Genomic DNA, 19191 nt, shown 5'->3' with positions numbered 1-19191 from the left:
GCGCACGATGAGCATGGCCGTGGTCGGCATGATCGCCGGCATGGCACTGGGCTTCGCCGGGTATTTCGGCGGGTTCGGTGCCTTCCTGCTGGTGGCGGCGCTGGGCGCCATCGGTTTCGTCGTCGGCCGGTTCCTGGAGGGGGACCTGGAGGTCGGCGACTTCTTCCGCACCCGTGACGACCGGCGCGACCGGCGGCGATGACCTCCGTGAGCAGCGCGGCCGGCGAGGCGGACGAACTCCGCGGACCCCTGACCGCGACCGTCGTCCCGCCCGGCGAGCGCGGCGCGACCCGTATCGCCGACCGGGTGGTCGCGAAGGTCGCCGGACAGGCGGCCCGCGAGGCGCTCGGCACCCTTCCCGCCGAGGCCGCGCCCCCGTACGCCACCGTCGTCGTCCACCACGAGGTCGCCCGGATCCGGATGCACCTCGAACTCGACTACCCCTGCGACATCGGTGCGCGTTGCCGCGAGGTGCGTCAGCAAGTGGTCGAGCGGGTAGTCGCGTTGGTGGGCATGGAGGTGTCGGAGGTCGCCGTGCAGGTCGAGCGGCTGCACCCGGCACAGGCGCACGGCGCGGCACAGGGGAGGACGCGATGAGCGAGTCCCAGGGCTCCGAGGGCACCACACAACGACTGCCGGTCATCGAACGGACGGCGGACCAGGACCAGTTGGACCGGTCCGCGTCGGCGGCCGCGTACGGACCACCCCCCGCGCTCACCGGCGAGGGCGGCGGCGAGCACCGCTTCTGGTCGGCGCGCAAGGTTCCGGCGGGGATCACCGCCGTCCTGCTCCTGCTCGTGGCGGGGATCTTCCTCTACGACATCGCAGCCGTCCGGGCTCACAGGCCGGCCATGCACTGGCGCCGCGAACTGGCCCGCCAGCTCGCCCAGCGCCCCCTCGACGACACCTGGGTCCTGGTCGGCGCGGGCGTCGCCGCCGCTCTGGGCCTGTGGCTGATCCTGCTGGCCGTCACACCGGGCCTGCGCACCGTGCTCCCGATGCGCCGCACCCACCCCGACGTCCGCGCCGGGCTGCACCGGGACGCGGCCGCGACGGTGCTGCGCGACCGGGCCATGGAAGTCGCCGGGGTCCAGTCGGTCCGGGTACGGGCGAGCCGGGCCAAGGCCGACGTCCGCGCGATCTCCCACTTCCGCGAACTGGACGACGTACGCGCCGACTTGGACGTGACCCTCACCGAGGCGATCAGGGGACTTGGCCTGGCCCGGCCCCCGGCCCTCTCGGTGCACGTGGCGCGGACCACCCGGAAGAAGGGCTGAGGCCGATGCTCAGGGCCGTGAACCGCGTACTGATCGGCCTGGTGGGCCTGTTGCTCCTCGTGGCGGGCGGCTCGGTGTTCGCCGTCGGCCTCGGCGCCACCCCGCCCTCCTGGTGGATCCACGACGGCAAGGACGACGTCCTGCTGAGCGACACCGAGCGCACCCGCTGGGACGGGGACGGCTGGTGGTGGCCGACGGTCATCGCCGCACTGGCCCTCGTGGTGCTCCTGGCCCTGTGGTGGCTCACGGCGGTCCTCCGCAGGCGTCGGCTCACCGAGGTCCGCGTCGACACGGGCGACGGCGAGGGCGCGCTCCTGAGGGGTCGCGCCCTGGAAGCCGTACTGGCGGGCGACGCGGGCCAGTTGGACGGCGTCCAGCGCGCCCAGGTCGGCCTGACCGGCCGCCCAGACGCCCCCGAGACCCACGTACGCCTCCACCTGGAACCGCACGTGGACCCGGGAACGGCCCTGCACCACCTGACGACGGAAGCCCTGACCCACGCCCGTAATTCAGCGGGGCTGGAGTCACTGCCGGCCGAGGTACGGATGACAGGGGTCAAGCACAAAGCGGAAAGGGTCAGTTGAGAGTTTTCAGGGGCGCGGGGTACTGCGTGACGAGCCCCCACCGGCCGGCACCTCAGAACCCGTGCCGCATCCCCCCGTCGACAGGCAACATGACCCCGGTCAAATACGAGGCGGCCGGCGACAGAAAGAAAGCCGCAGCCCGCCCGAATTCCTCCGGCGTCCCATACCTCCGCAACGGAATCCGGGACTCGTTGGCGGCCCGAGTGGCCTCGGGATCAGCCGACATCCCGTCCAGCTCGCGGACGCGATCCGTGTCGATCCGGGACGGCAGCAAGCCGACGACCCGAATACCCCGCGGCCCCAGCTCGTCCGCGAGCGACTTCGCGAACCCGGCGAGCCCCGGCCGCAGCCCGTTGGAAATGGTCAGCCCCGGAAGCGGCTCATGCACGGAAGCGGAGAGCACGAAGCCGATGACACCCCCGGCTTCCAGCTCACCGGCCGCCGCCCGGGCCAAGCGAACCGCCCCGAGGAACACGGACTCGAACGCGGTCTGCCACTGCTCGTCCGTGTTGTCGGCGACGAAGCCGGGCGCGGGCCCGCCCACACTGATCAGCACCCCGTCGAAGCCGCCGAAGTTCTCCCGCGCGACACCGATCAACCGTTCCGCCGCCGCCGGATCGGCGTTGTCGACGCCCACCCCCACCGCGTTCGGCCCCAGTTCGGCCGCCGCGGCAACGGCCCGCTTCTCGTCCCGCCCGGTCACCACGACCTTCGCCCCGTCGGCGACCAGCGAACGCGCCGCCGCGTTGCCGAGCCCACGGGTCGCGCCGGTGACGACGTACACACGGTCCTTCAGTCCAAGATCCATGGCCCCTATCCTGCCTCCTCGGCCGAGTCCGCGAACAGCGTGAGGGCGGTGCTGACCAGTCCGATGTGGCTGAACGCCTGCGGGAAGTTGCCGAGTTGGACGCCGGCCACGGGGTCGTACTCCTCGGACAGCAGCCCCACGTCGTTGGCGAGCCCCAGCAGCCGTTCGAAGAGGTCCCGCGCCTCCTTCGTGCGGCCCGTCATGTGCAGTGCGTCGGCGAGCCAGAACGAGCACACCAGGAAGGTGCCCTCGCCGCCGGGCAGCCCGTCCACCGGGGTCTCCTCGGCGCTGTACCGCCGTACGAAACCGCCGTGCTCCAGCTCCGCGCGGACCGCGTCGATGGTGCCGACCACGCGGGGATCGTCGGGCGGCAGGAAGCCGACGCGCGGGATCAGCAGCAGGGACGCGTCGAGTTCGCGGGAGCCGTAGTACTGGGTGAAGGTGTTGCGTTCGGGGTCGTAGCCCTTCTCGCAGACCTCGCGGTGCACCTCGTCGCGCAGCGCGCGCCAGCCTTCCAGGTCGCCGCTCAGGTCCGGGAAGGACTCCAGGGCGCGTACGGCCCGGTCGGCGGCGACCCACACCATGACCTTGGAGTGCACGAAGTGGCGACGGCCGCCGCGGACCTCCCAGATCCCCTCGTCGGGCTGTCGCCACGAGTCCCTGAGGAAGTCCAGGAGGACGCTCTGGAGGGACCACATGTGCGGTTTCGGGGGCAGGCCCGCCCGCCGGGCCAGCGACAGCGAGTCCATGACCTCGCCGTACACGTCCAACTGGATCTGTTTCACCGCCCCGTTGCCGATCCGCACCGGCTTGGAGCCGCCGAATCCGGCCAGCCACGGCAGCTCGAACTCGGGCAGCCTCCGCTCGCCCGCGAGGCCGTACATGATCTGGAGATCGGCCGGGTCACCGGCGACCGCGCGCAGCAGCCAGTCGCGCCAGGCCTCGGCCTCCTCCAGATAGCCGCACTGCACGAGGGCGCCGAGGGTGAGGGTGGAGTCGCGCAGCCAGCAGTAGCGGTAGTCCCAGTTACGCACCCCGCCCATCTCCTCGGGCAGCGAGGTCGTCGCGGCGGCCACGATGCCGCCGGTGGGCCGGTAGGTGAGCGCCTTGAGGGTGATCAGGGAACGGACCAGGGCGTCCCGGTGCGGACCGTCGTAGCGGCAACGCGCCGACCACGCCCGCCAGTCGGCCACGCTGCTCTCCAGCGCCTCGAACGGGTCGGTCAGCGGGGGCCGCGGCTCGTGCGAGGGATGCCAGGTCAGCACGAACCCGACCTTCTCGCCCTCCTCGACGGTGAACTCCGAGTGCGTCCCGAAGTGTTCACCCCAGGTGCGCACAGGGGGCTCGCTGCGCAGCCACGTCGAGTCGGGCCCCGCGACGGCCACCCGCTGCCCGTCCGACCGGCGCACCCACGGCACGACCGAGCCGTACTCGAAGCGCAGCCGGAGCGTGCTGCGGACGGTGACCCGGCCGCGCAGACCTTCCACGATCCGTACGACGTCCGGGGCGACATCGCGCTGCGGCATCAGGTCGGTGACCCGCACCGCGCCCTCGTCCGTCTCCCACTCGGTGTCCAGGACGAGGGTGCCGGGCCGGTAGCCGCGTCTCGTACATCGCTCGGCGTCCTTCGGGGCGATCCGCCAGTGACCGTTCTCCTCGTCGCCCAGCAGCCTGGCGAAGCAGGCCGCCGAGTCGAAGCGGGGCAGGCACAGCCAGTCCACGGAGCCGTCCATGCCGATCAGGGCGGCGGTCTGTTCGTCGCCGATGAGGGCGTAATCCTCGATACGGGGGTGCACGGAGAGCGGGTTCCCGGCTGATCGGGGCGGCAATCAGGGGTGCGGCCGGGGGAGTGACGCGGCCGTGCCGGTTCCGGTGCCCGAGAAGATCACCCCCGAGTGGGCGGGCGTCTGGTTCAGCACCCACAGTCCGATCAGGGTCGCCAGCGCGAACACGACGGCGATGAGGACGGCGAGGACCAGCCGGCGCCGGCGCTCGCGGCGCAGCCACTCACCGCGGGCGGTGCGGTAGGCGTCGGGGGCCGCGTGCACCCCGCCCGCCAGCGCGGCGAGGGCCTCCTGGAGTTCGCGCTCGGTGCGGTCCGGACTCGTGTCGTTCATCGCCGGGCCTCCATCGCCTGGGTCAGGGCGGCGAGGCCGCGTGCCGTGTGGGTCTTCACCGAGCCGCAGGAGATGCCCATCGCCGAGGCGATCTCGCTCTCCTTCAGCCCGAGCCAGTGCCGCAGCACCAGCGCCTCGCGCTGCCGGGCGGGCAGCTGCTGGAGCGCGTCGATGAGGACGCGCTGGTCGTCGTGGAGGAGGGCGGTGCTCTCGGCGGAGGCGACGAGTTCGTCCGCTCTCGCAGGGGGGTTCTCGACGTGCTTGCGGGCCACCTGGAGGTGCCGTATCCGCATCCGGGTCAGATTGCAGACCGTGGAGCGCAGATAGGCCTCGGCCGCCTCGGTGTCCCTGAGCCGCCGCCACTTCCGGTAGATCTGGTAGTACGCCTCGGCGACCACGTTCTCCGGGTCGTCCGCGCCGAGCAGCACGGCGAGGCGGAGCATCGACGCGTAGTGCAGCTCGAACAGGCGGGCCACACCGGCCTCGCGCTCCAGCTCGGCCGGGTCCGCCGCCGCGGGGGCGAGCGGGACGGGTACGGGGGTGCCGTGTCTCAGATGCTGTCTCACGGGTTGTTCGCTCCCGTCTCGGGGCGCCGCCTGACGGTCAGGCGCGACGGTAGGTCGGTCAGGTCGGCGCCGCGCGGGACGCCGAGCCGTTCGAGGGCCGCGGTCCCGGCCAGGGCGACGGCCAGGTTGAGGAGAAGGGCGACGAGACCGGCGTAGATCTGGAAAGGACCGGCGCCGATCGTCGAGAACCCCTCGCGGACGACGAGGAAGGTGCCGGACAGCATGCCCGCCGCCCACCCGGCGAGCAGCGCCCGCGGATGCAGCCGCCCGGTGAACAGGCCCACGGCGACGGCCGGGAAGATCTGGAGGATCCAGACCCCGCCGAGCAGCTGGAGGTTGATCGCGTCCTGGTCGCGCAGCCCGAACACGAACGCCACCGCGCCCACCTTCGCCGTCAGGGACACCGCCTTGGCGATCCGCACCTGCCGCTTGGGCGTGGCCGTGGGGTGCACGTACTCGACGTACACGTTGCGGACGAAGCTGGTGGCCGCCGCGATCGACATCACCGCCGCCGGGACCAGCGCCCCGACGGTGATCGCGCCGAACACCAGCCCGGCCAGCGGCCCCGGCATCAGCCGGTCCACCAGCATCGGTACGGCCGTCTCGGCGCCCCCCTCCGGCGCCCGCACCCCCTCCGCGAGCGCCGCGATCCCGAGGAACCCGAAGAGCGCGAGCAGCCCCGTCCAGGCGGGCAGGGCGACGGCGACCTTGCGCAGGGTGCGGGGGCTGTCGGCGGCGAACCCGGCGGTCAGGACGTGCGGGTACATCAGCAGGGCGAGCGCGGAGCCGAGGGCGAGGGTGGCGTAGGCGGGCTGCTGGTCGGGGGAGAGGAGCAGGGCGGGTCCGCCGAGGCGTTCGGCGGCTCCGTCGAACACCGCGCCCGGTCCGCCGAGCCGCTCCAGGACCAGCCAGGTCACGGCGGTGAGCGAGACGAACACCGCGACCGCCTTGAGCGCGGAGATCACGGTGGGCGCCCGCAGTCCGTGCCGGTAGGTGGCCACCGCGAGCCCCGCGAACAGCGCCACCATCACCAGGTCGCCGGTCGCGCCCTTCGGATACACGCCCCCGGCGGTCAGCACGGCCCGTATCCCGAGCAGCTGGAGCGCCAGGTACGGCATCGTCGCCAGGATCCCGGTGAGCGCGACCACCAGGGCGAGCGGCGCCGAACCGTACCGGCCGCGCACGAAGTCGGCGGCGGTGATGTAGCCGTGCCGTCGGGCCACCTCGCCCAGGCGGCTGAGCAGCACGAAGGCGATCGGGCAGACGATCACCGTGTACGGCACCGCGAAGAAGGCGGCGCCGCCGTTGCCGTACGCGAGACCCGGTACCGCGGTGAAGGTGTACGCGGTGAAGATCGTGCCGCCCAGCAGCAGCCAGGTCCACACCGGGCCGAGGCTGCGGTCGGCCAGCGCCCAGCCCTCCAGGGACGGCAGCCGGTCGCTCGGGCGCAGCCGGCGCGCGGTCACGGCGAGCAGCGACGCCCCGCCGATCACGGCGAGGAACGTCGTGGTCATGGCGCCGTCGGCCATGGTCACCGTCCTTGGTGTCCCTGAAGGTGTCTGTGCCCTCGCGCATTAGTTGCGCGGGCCGCCGGTTCGGATGACGGGCATCGGCGGGAAATCTCCCCGGAATTCGCTGTCAACCGTCCGCGGGGGGTGGGCAACTCTTGCACAGACCGACAGCGATGGGGAGAGGAGCGCAGGTCATGGCACGGACCGGTCATCACCGGCTACGGCGCGTCGCGATCGCCGTACTGCTGCTCGTCCCCGCCGCCGGACTGCTGTGGGTCCCGATGTACGCCGGTGCGGAGCCGCGCCTGGCGGGCACGCCGTTCTTCTACTGGTACCAGCTCGCCTGGGTGCCGGGGTGCGGTCTGTGTCTGCTCGCCGCGTATGCGCTGTCGGACCGACATCGTCGCTGAGCCGTTCTGATCTTGCACCGTCCTGTCATGCACCGCTTTCGGTGAGGAGCCGCCATGCCCGAAACCGCCCTTCAGCCTGCCCCTGAGGCGCCTGAAAAGTCACGAATGTCACCTCGGTCGATCCTGTTGTGGGCCGCCGTCGCACTGCTCGGCGCGGTCGCGTGGGGCGTGCTCGCGCTGGCCAGGGGCGAGAAGATCTCCGCGGTCTGGCTGGTCGTCGCCGCGCTCGGGTCGTACGCGATCGCCTACCGCTTCTACTCCCGCTTCATCGCCCGCCGCGTCCTGAAACCGGACGACCGCCGCGCCACCCCGGCCGAACGACTGGAGGACGGCGTCGACTTCCAGCCCACCGACAAGCGGGTCCTCCTCGGCCACCACTTCGCGGCCATCGCGGGCGCCGGACCCCTGGTCGGCCCGGTCCTCGCGGCCCAGATGGGCTACCTGCCCGGCACCCTGTGGATCGTCGCGGGCGTGATCTTCGCGGGCGCGGTGCAGGACATGGTGGTCCTCTTCCTGTCCATGCGGCGGGACGGCAAGTCGCTCGGGCAGATGGCCCGGGACGAGATCGGCAGGGCGGGCGGCGCGGCGGCCCTGATCGCCGTGTTCGCCATCATGATCATCCTGCTGGGCGTGCTGGCGCTGGTCGTGGTGAACGCCCTCGCGCACTCCCCGTGGGGCACCTTCTCCGTCGCCATGACCATCCCGATCGCCCTGTTCATGGGCTTCTGGCTGCACCGCATCCGCCCCGGCCGGGTCGTCGAGACCAGCTTCATCGGCGTGGCCCTGCTGCTCCTCGCGATCGTCGGCGGCAGCTGGGTGCAGAACTCCTCCCTGGCCTCGACCTTCACCCTCAGCCCGACGACCCTGGTCTTCTGCCTGGTCGGCTACGGCTTCGTCGCGTCCGTCCTGCCGGTCTGGATGCTCCTGGCCCCGCGCGACTACCTCTCCACCTTCATGAAGATCGGCACGATCGCGCTGCTCGCGGTGGGCGTCGTGGTCGCCGCTCCGGTGCTGCGCGCGGACGCGGTGACCGACTTCGCCACCTCGGGCGCCGGGCCGGTCTTCGCGGGCTCCCTCTTCCCCTTCCTGTTCATCACCATCGCCTGCGGCGCGCTGTCCGGCTTCCACGCCCTGGTCTCCTCCGGTACGACGCCGAAGCTGATCCAGAAGGAGTCGCAGGTCCGGCTCATCGGCTACGGCGCCATGCTGATGGAGTCCTTCGTCGCGATCATGGCGCTGATCGCGGCGGCGACCCTGGAGCCCGGCCTCTACTACGCCATGAACGCCCCGGCGGGCCTGCTCGGCGCCACGGCCGAGTCGGCGTCGCACGCGGTCGCCGGACTCGGCTTCACCATCACGCCCGACCAGTTGACCCAGGCCGCCAAGGCGGTCGAGGAGCAGACCCTGATCGCCCGTTCCGGAGGCGCCCCGACCCTCGCGGTCGGCATGTCGGAGATCTTCTCCGGGGTGTTCGGCGGCACCGCCATGAAGGCCTTCTGGTACCACTTCGCGATCATGTTCGAGGCGCTCTTCATCCTGACGACGGTGGACGCGGGCACGCGGGTCGGCCGCTTCATGCTCCAGGACATGCTCGGCAACGTGTGGAAGCCGGTCGGCCGGGTCAACTGGAAGCCCGGCATCTGGCTGTGCAGCGGACTGGTCGTCGCCGCCTGGGGCTACTTCCTCTACACCGGCGCCACCGACCCGCTCGGCGGGATCAACCAGCTCTTCCCGCTCTTCGGCATCGCGAACCAGCTGCTGGCCGCCATCGCGCTGGCCGTGTGCACCACGGTTCTGGTCAAGTCGGGGCGCCTGCGCTGGGCCTGGGTGACCGGGGTGCCGCTGGCCTGGGTGGTCGCGATCACCTTCACCGCGGGCTGGCAGAAGATCTTCTCCGACGATCCGCGGGTCGGGTTCTTCGCCCAGCGGACCAAGTACGCGGACGGCATCGACGCCGGCCAGGTGATCGCGCCCGCCAAGTCCCTGGACGACATGCACACGGTGGTCACCAACTCCACGGTCGACGGGGTGCTCATCGCGGTCTTCCTGCTGCTGGTCGCGGTCGTCCTCGGCAACGCGGCGATGGTGTGCGTACGGGCGATCCGGGCGCCGGGGACCTTGCCGATCACGGAGGCGCCGTACGTCGAGTCGCGTATCGATGCGGCGGAGCGGGCTGGTGAGGAGCTGGTGGGAGGCCGTACGTGACGGTGACCGTGGCCACGGCGGCGGTCTCTGCCGTACGGCGGTGGGGGCGGGCCGTCCGGTGGTATCTGCGGGAGCTGACCGGGGAGGCGGAGTACGACCGCTACTGCGCTCGGCATCTGCGGCACCATCCGCGCGCTCCGGTGCCGACGCGGCGGGAGTACCAGGTGCTGCGGGCACGGCACCGGGAGGCTCATCCGCAGGGGCGCTGCTGCTGACGCCGACGTTGTTCAGGGGGAGTCGCGGGGGCTGCGTGTCCGCGAGGGGCCCGCGCCTTCATGTGGGATCGCGGGGGCCTGCGTGTCCGCGATCCCCTCTCGCCTTCGGGACTTCGGGACTTTGAGATTTCCGGACTTCGGAACTTCGGGACTTCCGGACTTCCGGGACCACGTGACTTCGGGATCGAGATGCTCAGACGCCGCCCCGCCCTCCTCACCCGCCCCGCCCTCGACGACGACGCCCTGCACGCGACCCTGGCCGAACTCCGGCCCACGCTCCAGTCGCACGGTCTCGGCGCGGGCTCCAGCCGTCCGCCCTGGCAGCCGGTCGCCGAGCTGCTGCGGGCCACCGGGCGGGACTGGGACCGCAGGTGGCACCGGATGTCGGTGCTGGCGGACCGGTTGCCGGCGACGGTGTGCGAGCGGTGGATCGCGGACCGGCCCGGAGACGGGGACGCGTTGGTGCTGAGGGCCTGTGCCCGCCGGGCCTCGGCCGGCACCTGGGCCGTCGTGAAGGAGGCCGAGCGGGCCTGTCTGCGTGCCGCCGGGGCGTGCCCCGAGGACCCGACGCCCTGGCTGGCCCTCCTGGACCTGATGTACACCCACGCCGTGCCGACGCGGGACGCCGTACCCGTGTGGACCGAGGCCGTCACCCGGGCCCCGTGCCACCGCGGCGCCTACCACCGGCTGCTGCGCTATCTGTCCCCGCGCGGACACGGCTCGGTCGCCGACATGACCGACTTCGCCCACCAGGGCGCGGCCTGCGCGCCCCACGGTTCACCGCTCGCCCTGCTGCCCGTGGCGGCCCGCGTCGAACTCGTGGCGCACCGGCAGCGGCAGATGCTGCTGGGAGCCGACGGCCACTGGAACGAACCCCGGGCCGCCGACGAGATCGAGCACGCCTTGACCGGCTGGTTCCATACCGCCGCGGCCCCGCACGCCGAGGTGGTCGCCGACCTCAACATCCTGGCGTTCGCCCTGGTCCGCACCCACCGCCCGGCCGACGCGGCACCGGTGTTCCGGCGGATCGGCCGCCATATGACCGCGCATCCGTGGGAGCTGCTGCCCGAGCCGGAGCGCACGTTCCTGTACTGGCGGGACCGCCACCGGAGGTGAGGTGTCGGGGTGCGTCCCCGCGGCCGGCCGGGCCGCCGGGCCGTCGCGTCACACCGCGGCCGGTTCCGCCTCCGCCGTGGCGTTCTCGGACGCCTTCGCCCGGCGGTCGCGCAGCTCGCGGCGGACCAGGATCACCCAGCCGACCGGGACACCGAGGGCGAACAGCCACCACTGATAGGCGTAGGCGTAGTTCAGGGCGGCGTCCTCCTTGCCGGGGTTGCCGCCGATCAGCTCGGGGGAGTCGCCCCTGGGGTCCGGGGCGGTCTGCGCGATGTAGCCGCCGAGTACGGTCTTGCCGAGCCGCGCGGCCTCCTGCTCGCTGTTGATCAGCATGACCTGCCGGGCCGGCAGCCCCTTGAGGTTCTTGATGCCGCTCGCCGCGGTCGTCTCGTCGGGCATCAGGCGCCCGGTGACGGTGATCTCGCCCTCGGGAGGAGCGGGGATCTTCGGGAACGCGGTCTGGCTCGGGCCGTCCGACGGGATCCAGCCCCGGTTGACCAGCAGCACCTTGCCGTCGTCGAGGACGAAGGGGGTCAGCACGTGGTAGCCGACCTCGTCGTCCGAGTTGGTGCGGCGACGGACCACGACCTCGTCGGAGGTGTCGAAGTGGCCCTTGGCGGTTACCCTGCGGTACCGGTCGTGGGTGGTGACCGTGTGCCCCGGCGAGGTCATCTCCTCCACCGGCACCGGCTTCGCGTTCAGCGCGTCGGTCACCAGCTGGTTGCGCGCGGTGCGCTCCTCGTAGCGGTGCATCTGCCAGATACCCAGCCTGATCATCGTGGGGATGAGAAGGAGGGCGACCAGCGTGAGGATCACCCACTGCCGGGACAACAGGAAGCGGTACACCCCACGACCGTACAACTCGGGCCGCGGGGTGTTCGCACAGGGGTGTGGTCACACCCGGTCGACGATGCCCGCCTTCCCCTCCGCACGGGCGCAGTGCGCGCCGCAGAACCAGTGGCCCTCGACCTCCACGCCCTGTCCGATGATCTGCACCCGGCAGTGCTCGCAGATCGGTGCCATCCGGTGGATCGCACAGGAGAAGCAGTCGAAGACGTGCACCGCGCCCTGCGCGTGCACCTCGAAGGACATGCCGTAGTTGTTGCCGCAAACTTCGCAAGTCGCCATGCGCCACAGGGTGAGCCGTAGGTGCCGCCCGGGCGAGCGGACGCCGGGCGAGTCGTACGGCAATCACCCGTCCGTACGGTCATCCCTCCGAGGCCGGTTCCACATCCCTGAGGAGCTGTCCGAAGGCCGCCTCGTCGACCACCGGGGTGCCGAACTGGCGGGCCTTGACCACCTTGGACGTGCCCGAGTCCGGGTCGTTGGTGACGAGCAGGCTGGTCAGCCGGGAGATGCTGGTGGCGACATGCAGCCCGGCCTCTACGGCACGGTCCTCCAGGAGGTCGCGCTCGACCGAGGTGTCCCCGGAGAACGCGATCCGCATGCCCTGCTTGAGCGGCTTGCCGTCCTCGAACCGACCGGGGTTGGGGTAGGGGCACGAGGGCCGCTTGCGCGCGGGCCGCCAACTGGTCGGCCGGTAGTTGTTGTAGCCCGCCGGCTGCCGGGGCACCGCCCGGTCCGTCCACTCGGTCAGCGGCCGGCACTCGTGCAGCGGCAGCCGCACGCTTCGCTCGGCCGCCGCCAGCAGGCTCGGCCGGAACGCCTCCGCGAGCACGCGCGCGTCGTCGAGCGCGTGGTGCGCCCGCTGCTGTACGACGCCGAAGTGGGCCGCCAGCGACTCCAGCTTGTGGTTGGGCAGCGGCAGGCTCAGCTCCTTGGACAGCGCGATGGTGCACAGGCGTTGGCGCACCGGGGCCTCACGCTTCGCGCGCGCGTACTCGCGGGCGATCATCTGCCAGTCGAAGACGGCGTTGTGCGCGACCAGCACCCGGCCGTCCAGCCGGGCCGAGAACTCCTCGGCGATGTCCTCGAACAGGGGCGCGCCCTCCAGCACTTCACTCGTCAGACCGTGGATCCACACCGGGCCCGGGTCGCGCTCCGGATTGACCAGCGTGTACCAGTGGTCCTCGACCTCGCCGCGGGCGTCGAGGCGGTAGACGGCCGCGGAGATTATCCGGTCGTCGCGGGCCAGGCCGGTGGTCTCCACGTCGACGACCGCGTATCCCAGCGGATACGCGGTCGGCCACGCTGTGGGGGAGGACGCTGCGGTCGTCCGGTCTTCGAGCATGGTCCCTGAGGATACGGGCCGCGACTGACAGTCCCTCACCGCGGCGTCGGTACCGGGCTCCAGACGGCCGGGGTGCGATCCTCCGGAGGTGACCGAACCGACGCACGACGAGTCCCACGGCGGCGCGCTGGGCACCCGCCTCAACTGGCTGCGCGCCGCCGTCCTCGGCGCCAACGACGGCATCGTCTCCACGGCGGGACTGGTCGTCGGCGTGGCCGGCGCGACGAGCGACCGGTCGGCACTTCTGACGGCGGGTCTGGCCGGGCTGCTGGCGGGCTCGATGTCCATGGCGGCCGGCGAGTACGTGTCCGTCTCCACCCAGCGCGACTCCGAGAAGGCCGCGCTGGCGGTGGAGAAGCGCGAGTTGCGTGAACAACCCGAGGCGGAACTCCAGGAGTTGACGGAGCTTCTGGAGGAGCGCGGGCTCTCCCGTGACGTGGCCCGCGAGGCGGCCGAACAATTGACGGAGCGTGACGCGCTGCGGGCCCACGCGCGCGTGGAGCTCGGTATCGACCCGGACGCCCTCACCAACCCGTGGCACGCGGCCTGGGCGAGCTTCCTGGCGTTCACCGCGGGAGCGCTCCTGCCCCTGCTCGCGATCGTGCTCCCGCCGTCGGACTGGCGGGTCCCGGTGACGGTGGTCTCGGTGGTGGGCGCACTGGTGCTCACCGGCTGGAGCAGCGCCCGGCTGGGTTCGGCGGACGCGGGGCGCGCGGTGGTCCGGAACGTCGTCGGCGGGCTGCTGGCGATGGGGGTCACGTATGCGGTGGGGTCGCTGCTGGGGGCGGCGGGGGTCGGCTGACGGGGAGGGGCCCCTCTCCGTGGCTGCCCTCGGCTCTCCTTTGCGGCTGTGCTCGGCGGTCGCCCTTGGCGGAGATCACCAAGAAGCAAGCGCATACCACCGTTAATACTTGTGGGTAACAACGTCTAGCCGTGCCCCACCGGCGGTTCTACGGTGCACGCATGCCGAACCTCCCCGACGTCGTGGTCTGGTCCATCCCCGCCTTCGTGCTGCTCACCGTCATCGAGATGATCAGCGTCCGCGTCCATCCCGACGAGGACGCCGCCGGGTACGACACGAAGGACGCCGCCACCAGCCTCGGCATGGGGCTCGGCAGTCTCGTCTTCGACTTCCTCTGGAAGATCCCGATCGTCGCCGTCTACACGGCGATCTACGAACTCACCCCGCTCCGCGTCCCCGTCCTGTGGTGGACGGTCCCGCTGATGCTGCTCGCACAGGACTTCTTCTACTACTGGTCCCACCGCGGCCATCACGTCATCCGCATCCTCTGGGCCTGCCACGTCGTCCACCACTCCAGCCGGAAGTTCAACCTCACCACCGCGCTGCGCCAGCCGTGGACCACCCTGACCGTCTGGCCGTTCTACGTCCCCCTCGTAGCCGCCGGCGTCCACCCGGCCGCGCTCGCCTTCTGCTCCTCCGCGAACCTCGTCTACCAGTTCTGGATCCACACCGAGCGCATCGACAAGATGCCCCGCTGGTTCGAGTTCGTCCTCAACACGCCCTCCCACCACCGCGTCCACCACGCCTCCCAGGGCGGCTATCTGGACCGTAACTTCGGCGGCATCCTCATCGTCTGGGACCGCCTCTTCGGCTCGTTCGTCGCCGAGACCGTACGGCCCGTCTACGGGTTGACCAAGAACATCAACACGTTCAACCCGATCAAGGTGGCCACCCATGAATACGTCTCGATAGTCAAGGACATCAAGGCGGCGCGGAGCTGGCGCGAGCGGGCCGGGCGGGTGTTCCGGGGGCCGGGCTGGGGGCCGACGCCGGCCCCGGTCGCGGAACCGGCTCCGGAGCCGGCCGCCGCCGAGGGGACCGCGGCCGCATGACGGCACGCGACGGACACCGGCCACGCGGGCGCACACCACGGACGGACAGCTCGCGCCCCCGTGGACGCGGGCCGCGGGCGACCGCCTCACGCCCACGCGTACGTGCACCCCACGCGGCCACCTCGCGGACCCGCGCCCACCTGCCCGCCCTCCTCCTCGCCGCCTTCGCCCTGGCCGCCCTCGTCGACCTCGTCTCCCTGGCCGCCGGCTTCTCCGTGGGGCACGCGGTGGCCAAGCCCTTCCTGATGCCCTTCCTCGCCGCGTACGCGATGGCGTCCGGCGCACCCCGCCTCCTCGTCGCCGCGCTCCTGTGCGGCTGGGGCGGTGACGTCCTGCTGCTGTCCGACGCCGACCCCGCGTTCCTCGCGGGCATGATCTCCTTCGCGGCCGGTCACGTCTGCTACCTCGCGCTCTTCAGGGCGTACGGCAGCCCACGCGCACGCGTGGCCGTCCTCGCGCCCGCCTACGCCACCGCCCTGGTCGTCACCGTCGTGGCCCTGTGGCCGGACCTGCCCGCCGAACTCCGGGTGCCCGTCGCCGGGTACAGCGTGCTGCTCACGGCGATGGCGTGCGCGTCGGCCGTCCGCCTGGGTGCCGTCGCCGGACTCGGCGGCGCGCTCTTCCTGCTCTCCGACACCCTCATCGCGACCGGCGTCGCCGACTGGCCGCAGCTCCCACGGCCCGACCTCTGGATCATGCTCACCTATGTCGCCGCCCAGTTCCTGCTGGTCAGCGGCGCACTGCGAGCCCTCGAAGCGCGCCCCGGGCCGATGGCGACGTACGGTGAGGTGCGCTCGACCACCCCCTGAGCGCCGTCACGACCTCGCACGAGAAGGACCCTCGCCATGCGCGCCACCACCATCCACGCCCCGTTCGACATGCGCGTGGAGGATGTGCCCGAGCCCGTGGTGCAGCTGCCCACCGACGCCGTGCTGCGGGTGCTGCGGGCCTGCATCTGCGGCAGCGACCTGTGGGCCTACCGCGGCGAGGCGGCCCGGCAGGCGGGGCAGCGGATCGGGCACGAGTTCCTCGGTGTCGTGGAGGAGACCGGCTCCGAGGTGAGCGCCGTCAAGCGGGGCGACCTCGTCGTCGCGCCCTTCATGTGGTCCGACGGCGTCTGCGACCACTGCCGTGAAGGCCTGACCACCTCCTGCGAGCACGGCGGCTTCTGGGGCTCGGTCGGTCACGACGGCGGCCAGGGCGAGGCCGTGCGTGTCCCCTTCGCCGACGGCACCCTCGTACGGCTGCCCAAGGAGGCGGCCTCCGACGACCGGCTGCTGACCTCCCTGCTGACCCTCTCCGACGTCCTCGGCACCGGCCACCACGCCGCCCTCGGCGCAGGGGCCCGCCCGGGCGCCACCGTCGCCGTCGTGGGCGACGGAGCCGTCGGCCTGTGCGCGGTGCTCGCGGCCAGGCGGCTCGGCGCCGAGCGGATCATCGCCCTGGGCCGCCATCAGGCCCGCACCGACCTCGCCCGCCGCTTCGGCGCCACCGACGTCGTCGCCGAGCGCGGAGACGCCGCCGTGGCGGCCGTACGCGAACTCACCCGCGGCCAGGGCGCGCACGCCGTCGTCGAGGCCGTCGGCACCGAGCAGTCCATGCGCACGGCGGTCAACATCGCCCGCGACGGCGGCGCCATCGGCTTCGTCGGCGTCCCGCACGGCAGCGGCACCGGTGTCGACCTCGGTGTCATGTTCGACCGGAACATCGCCCTGCGCGGCGGCGTGGCACCGGTCCGCGCCTACATCCCCGAACTGCTGCCCGACGTCCTGGACGGCACCGTCGACGCCTCGCCCGTCTTCGACATGACCGTCACCCTGGAGGACGTCCCGGCCGGCTACAAGGCGATGGACGAACGCACCGCTCTCAAGGTGCTCGTCACGCCCTAGCTCACCAGCGGATCGGCACCGGCAGCGCCGTCAGCAGCCCCGACACCGCGACCACCAGCCCCAGCGCGGCGACCTCCGCGCGCGCGGGGACACACGCGGTCAGCGGGTCGGGGGCGCGGCGCAGCCGGGCGCGGGCCCACAGGGCGAGCGCGGCGACGGCCGCCACGAGGAGCACCTTGGCCAGCAGAGTGCGCCCGTAGGCCGTGTCCGTCAGCTGGCCCAGGACGGTGCCGGGCGGCATCCGGCGCAGCGAACTCCACACCCCGGTCGCGGTGATGGCGGCGAGCAGAACGGCCGCCACGCGCGCGTAGAGCCCGAGCAGCGCGGCACCCGGCGCCCCCGGACCCCAGTGGCGCAGCGTCCGCAGCACCTGAAGCAGTCCGCCCGCCCACAGCGCGGCGCACGTCAGATGAACCAGCGTCAGCCCGGAGCCCACCAGCGGACCGTGCTCGGTCGGGGGATGCGCGCGCAGTGCCTCGGCGACGACCACGGCGGCCAACGGCCACACCTGGACGGCGGGCCGGGCCGAGCGGGCGCACAGGGCGGCCACCAGGAAGGCGTTGACCTCCAGCAGCGCCAGCTTGCCGTCACGGGACTCGTACAGGCCGCCGACGTCGATCTCGGTGAGACTGTGCGGCACCAGATTGCCGGTCGCCACGACCGACGCGAGCCCCAGCGCGGCCACGAAACCGGCGGCTGCCGCGAACGGCGCCCAGGAGCGGGGCACGGCCGGGGGAGCGCCGGGCACCGAACGGGCCAGCCGGGCCGCGAACAGCTCGCCCAGCGGCACGCACAGCGCGGCGAACAGCACCGCCCGCAGCAGCGCCACCCCGCCGACGCCGGGCGCCGCCGCCTCCCCGGTGCCGTGCAGCGCGGCGGACGGGCCCAACAGGGGTATCAGCGCGGCCAGCACCACCAGGGCGAGGACGGCGACCGCCCGGCCGACACCGGGCCGCCGCTCGGGCCCGCTCGCGTCGGCCGCCCCGGCGGTGGGTCTTATCAAGGTCACCTCACGATCTTGACCAGCACGGACAGAACCGGGCAAGTGCAGGGAAACAAGTGGCGGTACGGCATTCCGCCCATCGGTACGTCCCCCGCCCGCCCGCGTGTTCAGCCCCAGCGTGCCGCGTCCGTCCCCCACGGCACCGGCGGCCGGGTCCAGTCCGTCGGACCGCCCTCGAAGGAGACCGGCGACCGGGCGTACCGCAGCCGCCCGAGCGCGCTGTCCGTCTCCGCCAGCCAGGCCCCGGGCCCCTCGTACGCGACACCGTCGGCGTCACCCGCCCCCGTCCCGTCCGTCTCGTCGGTCAGCCACCGGGCCGTCCGCGCCAGCGCCAGCCGCACGAACCGGCTCCCGCCCTCGTACGACTGCTCGGCCAGCGCCCGCAGCACGGCCGCCGCCAGCAGATAGCCCGTCCCGTGGTCGAGGGCCTGCGCCGGCAGCGCACCCGGCTTCTCCGCCGAACCCTCCAGCGCCGCGATCCCGGTGGCAACCTGCACCAGGCTGTCGAACCCCCGCCGCTCACGCCAGGGCCCGTACGCGCCCCAGGCCGACAACTGCGCCACGACCACCCCGGGCCGCCGCTCCGCCAGCGCCTGGGGCGACAGCCCGAACCGGTCCAGCGCGCCCGGCCGGTACCCCGTGACGACCACGTCCGCCGCCGCGAGGAGTTCCTCGAAGGTCTGCCGGTCGGTGGCCAGGTCGAGGGTCGCCGACCGCTTCCCGAAGCCGGTGTCGGCGTGCTGGTCGGGGAGTTCGGGCAGCAGGGGAGCGTCCACGCGCAGGACGTCCGCGCCCAGGAGAGCGAGCGTGCGGGTGGCGACCGGTCCCGCCAGGACCCGCGTCAGATCCAGCACCCGCAGACCGGCGGCCGGCAGCAGGGGAGAGGCGTCGACCGGGGCGAGCGCACGCACGGGAGCCGTGTCCAGCCGCCCCCGTTCGACCAGCGGCCGCTTCGCCACCTCGGCCGCCTGCGGATGCGCGGCCCACTCCTCGGGGGAGCGCAGGGCCACCGCGAGGCCCCCGGCCGCGTACACCGTCTCTTCGACGTCCAGGGCGGACCTCTCGGCGAGCGCAGCCTCGACGACCGCCACATCGTCCGGTACCCCGAGCGCCGCGAGGAGCCGCGCGCGGTGGTGCGGATAGTTGGCATGCGTCCGCACCCATCCGTCGGCCGTCCGCCAGAACCGTGACAGCGGTGCGAAGTTGACCGGCGCGCGTCCGTCGATCAACAGATGACGCTCGCTCAGGAAAGCCGCGGCGAGGGCTCCGTCGTCCACCCGTACCGCAGGCGCCATGGCGAGCCCGGCCCGCAGCGCCCCCAGCTCGGCGGCGGCCTGCGCGCACGTACCGACACAGGCGCGAGCGAGCTCTCGCACGGGAAGGCGCCCCTGGAGAGCGCCTTCCCGCACCACAAACTTGATCCCAGTCATGACTGCACTATGCAG

General features: G+C 72.5%; 22 protein-coding genes. 12 read left to right on the top strand and 10 right to left on the bottom strand.

Features of this window, described 5'->3' with window-relative positions:
- The first annotated feature begins 7 nt into the window (after positions 1–7).
- Genes G3I78_RS19975 through amaP form a run of 4 tightly spaced genes read left to right on the top strand, consistent with a single transcriptional unit; the run spans position 8 to position 1861 of the window.
- The gene (locus tag G3I78_RS19975) at positions 8–202 is read left to right on the top strand and encodes a hypothetical protein (RefSeq protein WP_164426427.1); all 195 of its coding nucleotides are present in this window, start codon (positions 8–10) and stop codon (positions 200–202) included.
- Positions 199–597, top strand: coding sequence for an Asp23/Gls24 family envelope stress response protein (locus G3I78_RS19970; protein ID WP_164426425.1), 399 nt, complete (start codon positions 199–201; stop codon positions 595–597). Before G3I78_RS19975 ends, G3I78_RS19970 begins: the two co-directional genes overlap by 4 nt.
- Positions 594–1277, top strand: a complete 684-nt coding sequence (locus G3I78_RS19965) for a DUF6286 domain-containing protein (protein WP_164426423.1) — start codon at positions 594–596, stop codon at positions 1275–1277. The genes G3I78_RS19970 and G3I78_RS19965 overlap by 4 nt, the downstream gene beginning before the upstream one ends.
- Positions 1278–1282: 5 nt before the next feature.
- Positions 1283–1861 carry an alkaline shock response membrane anchor protein AmaP gene (gene amaP / locus G3I78_RS19960; RefSeq protein ID WP_164426421.1) on the top strand — a complete coding sequence of 193 codons (579 nt, stop codon included), beginning with the start codon at positions 1283–1285 and terminating at the stop codon, positions 1859–1861.
- Positions 1862–1913: 52 nt separating this feature from the next.
- Here the strand turns inward: amaP and G3I78_RS19955 are convergent, their stop codons facing one another.
- From G3I78_RS19955 to G3I78_RS19935, 5 genes are read right to left on the bottom strand one after another with little or no spacing between them, the layout of a single operon-like run.
- Positions 1914–2669 carry an SDR family oxidoreductase gene (locus G3I78_RS19955; protein WP_164426419.1) on the bottom strand — a complete coding sequence of 252 codons (756 nt, stop codon included), beginning with the start codon at positions 2667–2669 and terminating at the stop codon, positions 1914–1916.
- 5 nt (positions 2670–2674) lie between these two features.
- Positions 2675–4465, bottom strand: a complete 1791-nt coding sequence (locus G3I78_RS19950; RefSeq protein WP_164426417.1) for a glycoside hydrolase family 15 protein — start codon at positions 4463–4465, stop codon at positions 2675–2677.
- A 33-nt stretch (positions 4466–4498) separates the two neighbouring features.
- Positions 4499–4786 carry a hypothetical protein gene (locus G3I78_RS19945; protein WP_164426415.1) on the bottom strand — a complete coding sequence of 96 codons (288 nt, stop codon included), beginning with the start codon at positions 4784–4786 and terminating at the stop codon, positions 4499–4501.
- A complete protein-coding gene (locus tag G3I78_RS19940; RefSeq protein ID WP_164426413.1) occupies positions 4783–5352 on the bottom strand; it encodes a sigma-70 family RNA polymerase sigma factor in 570 nt (189 codons plus the stop codon). The genes G3I78_RS19945 and G3I78_RS19940 overlap by 4 nt, the downstream gene beginning before the upstream one ends.
- Positions 5349–6881 carry a sodium:solute symporter family protein gene (locus tag G3I78_RS19935; protein WP_164426411.1) on the bottom strand — a complete coding sequence of 511 codons (1533 nt, stop codon included), beginning with the start codon at positions 6879–6881 and terminating at the stop codon, positions 5349–5351. Before G3I78_RS19935 ends, G3I78_RS19940 begins: the two co-directional genes overlap by 4 nt.
- A gap of 176 nt (positions 6882–7057) precedes the next feature.
- On the opposite strand from G3I78_RS19935, the gene G3I78_RS19930 reads away from it, so the two are divergent.
- From G3I78_RS19930 to G3I78_RS19915, 4 genes are all read left to right on the top strand, one after another.
- Entirely contained in the window at positions 7058–7273 is a 216-nt protein-coding gene (locus G3I78_RS19930; protein ID WP_164426409.1) for a DUF3311 domain-containing protein, read from the top strand.
- 105 nt (positions 7274–7378) lie between these two features.
- Positions 7379–9478, top strand: coding sequence for a carbon starvation CstA family protein (locus G3I78_RS19925; protein WP_203615225.1), 2100 nt, complete (start codon positions 7379–7381; stop codon positions 9476–9478).
- The gene (locus G3I78_RS19920) at positions 9475–9693 is read left to right on the top strand and encodes a YbdD/YjiX family protein (protein ID WP_343243807.1); all 219 of its coding nucleotides are present in this window, start codon (positions 9475–9477) and stop codon (positions 9691–9693) included. Before G3I78_RS19925 ends, G3I78_RS19920 begins: the two co-directional genes overlap by 4 nt.
- A 189-nt stretch (positions 9694–9882) precedes the next feature.
- Positions 9883–10809 (top strand): hypothetical protein, encoded by a 927-nt coding sequence (locus G3I78_RS19915; protein WP_164426406.1) that lies wholly within the window; start codon positions 9883–9885, stop codon positions 10807–10809.
- A gap of 48 nt (positions 10810–10857) precedes the next feature.
- On the opposite strand, the gene G3I78_RS19910 is transcribed toward G3I78_RS19915, so the two are convergent.
- From G3I78_RS19910 to G3I78_RS19900, 3 genes are all read right to left on the bottom strand, one after another.
- Positions 10858–11655: an SURF1 family protein gene (locus G3I78_RS19910; RefSeq protein WP_164426404.1), complete on the bottom strand. Its 798-nt coding sequence runs from the start codon at positions 11653–11655 to the stop codon at positions 10858–10860.
- 48 nt (positions 11656–11703) lie between these two features.
- Positions 11704–11937, bottom strand: coding sequence for a hypothetical protein (locus tag G3I78_RS19905; RefSeq protein WP_164426402.1), 234 nt, complete (start codon positions 11935–11937; stop codon positions 11704–11706).
- Positions 11938–12016: 79 nt separating this feature from the next.
- Positions 12017–13000 (bottom strand): DEDDh family exonuclease, encoded by a 984-nt coding sequence (locus tag G3I78_RS19900; RefSeq protein WP_164426400.1) that lies wholly within the window; start codon positions 12998–13000, stop codon positions 12017–12019.
- Positions 13001–13088: 88 nt separating this feature from the next.
- Between G3I78_RS19900 and G3I78_RS19895 the strand changes: the two genes are divergently transcribed.
- The 4 genes from G3I78_RS19895 to G3I78_RS19880 all read left to right on the top strand — a co-directional run bounded on the left by G3I78_RS19895 (position 13089) and on the right by G3I78_RS19880 (position 16743).
- A complete protein-coding gene (locus G3I78_RS19895) occupies positions 13089–13802 on the top strand; it encodes a VIT family protein (protein ID WP_164426398.1) in 714 nt (237 codons plus the stop codon).
- A 161-nt stretch (positions 13803–13963) separates the two neighbouring features.
- A complete protein-coding gene (locus G3I78_RS19890; protein ID WP_164426396.1) occupies positions 13964–14854 on the top strand; it encodes a sterol desaturase family protein in 891 nt (296 codons plus the stop codon).
- Positions 14851–15663 carry a lysoplasmalogenase gene (locus G3I78_RS19885; RefSeq protein WP_164426394.1) on the top strand — a complete coding sequence of 271 codons (813 nt, stop codon included), beginning with the start codon at positions 14851–14853 and terminating at the stop codon, positions 15661–15663. Before G3I78_RS19890 ends, G3I78_RS19885 begins: the two co-directional genes overlap by 4 nt.
- A 36-nt stretch (positions 15664–15699) precedes the next feature.
- Positions 15700–16743, top strand: coding sequence for a zinc-dependent alcohol dehydrogenase family protein (locus G3I78_RS19880; RefSeq protein WP_164426392.1), 1044 nt, complete (start codon positions 15700–15702; stop codon positions 16741–16743).
- A gap of 1 nt (position 16744) precedes the next feature.
- Here G3I78_RS19880 and G3I78_RS19875 read toward each other — a convergent pair whose 3' ends face one another.
- Positions 16745–17752: a CopD family protein gene (locus G3I78_RS19875; protein WP_164426390.1), complete on the bottom strand. Its 1008-nt coding sequence runs from the start codon at positions 17750–17752 to the stop codon at positions 16745–16747.
- Between the two features lie 101 nt (positions 17753–17853).
- Positions 17854–19176 (bottom strand): CoA transferase, encoded by a 1323-nt coding sequence (locus G3I78_RS19870; RefSeq protein WP_164426388.1) that lies wholly within the window; start codon positions 19174–19176, stop codon positions 17854–17856.
- Positions 19177–19191: the final 15 nt, after the last annotated feature.

It is taken from the genome of Streptomyces sp. SID13726, assembly GCF_010548375.1.
Lineage (GTDB): Bacteria > Actinomycetota > Actinomycetes > Streptomycetales > Streptomycetaceae > Streptomyces.
Note: the sequence above shows the minus strand (reverse complement) of the source record. Positions and strands in the feature narration are given on the sequence as shown.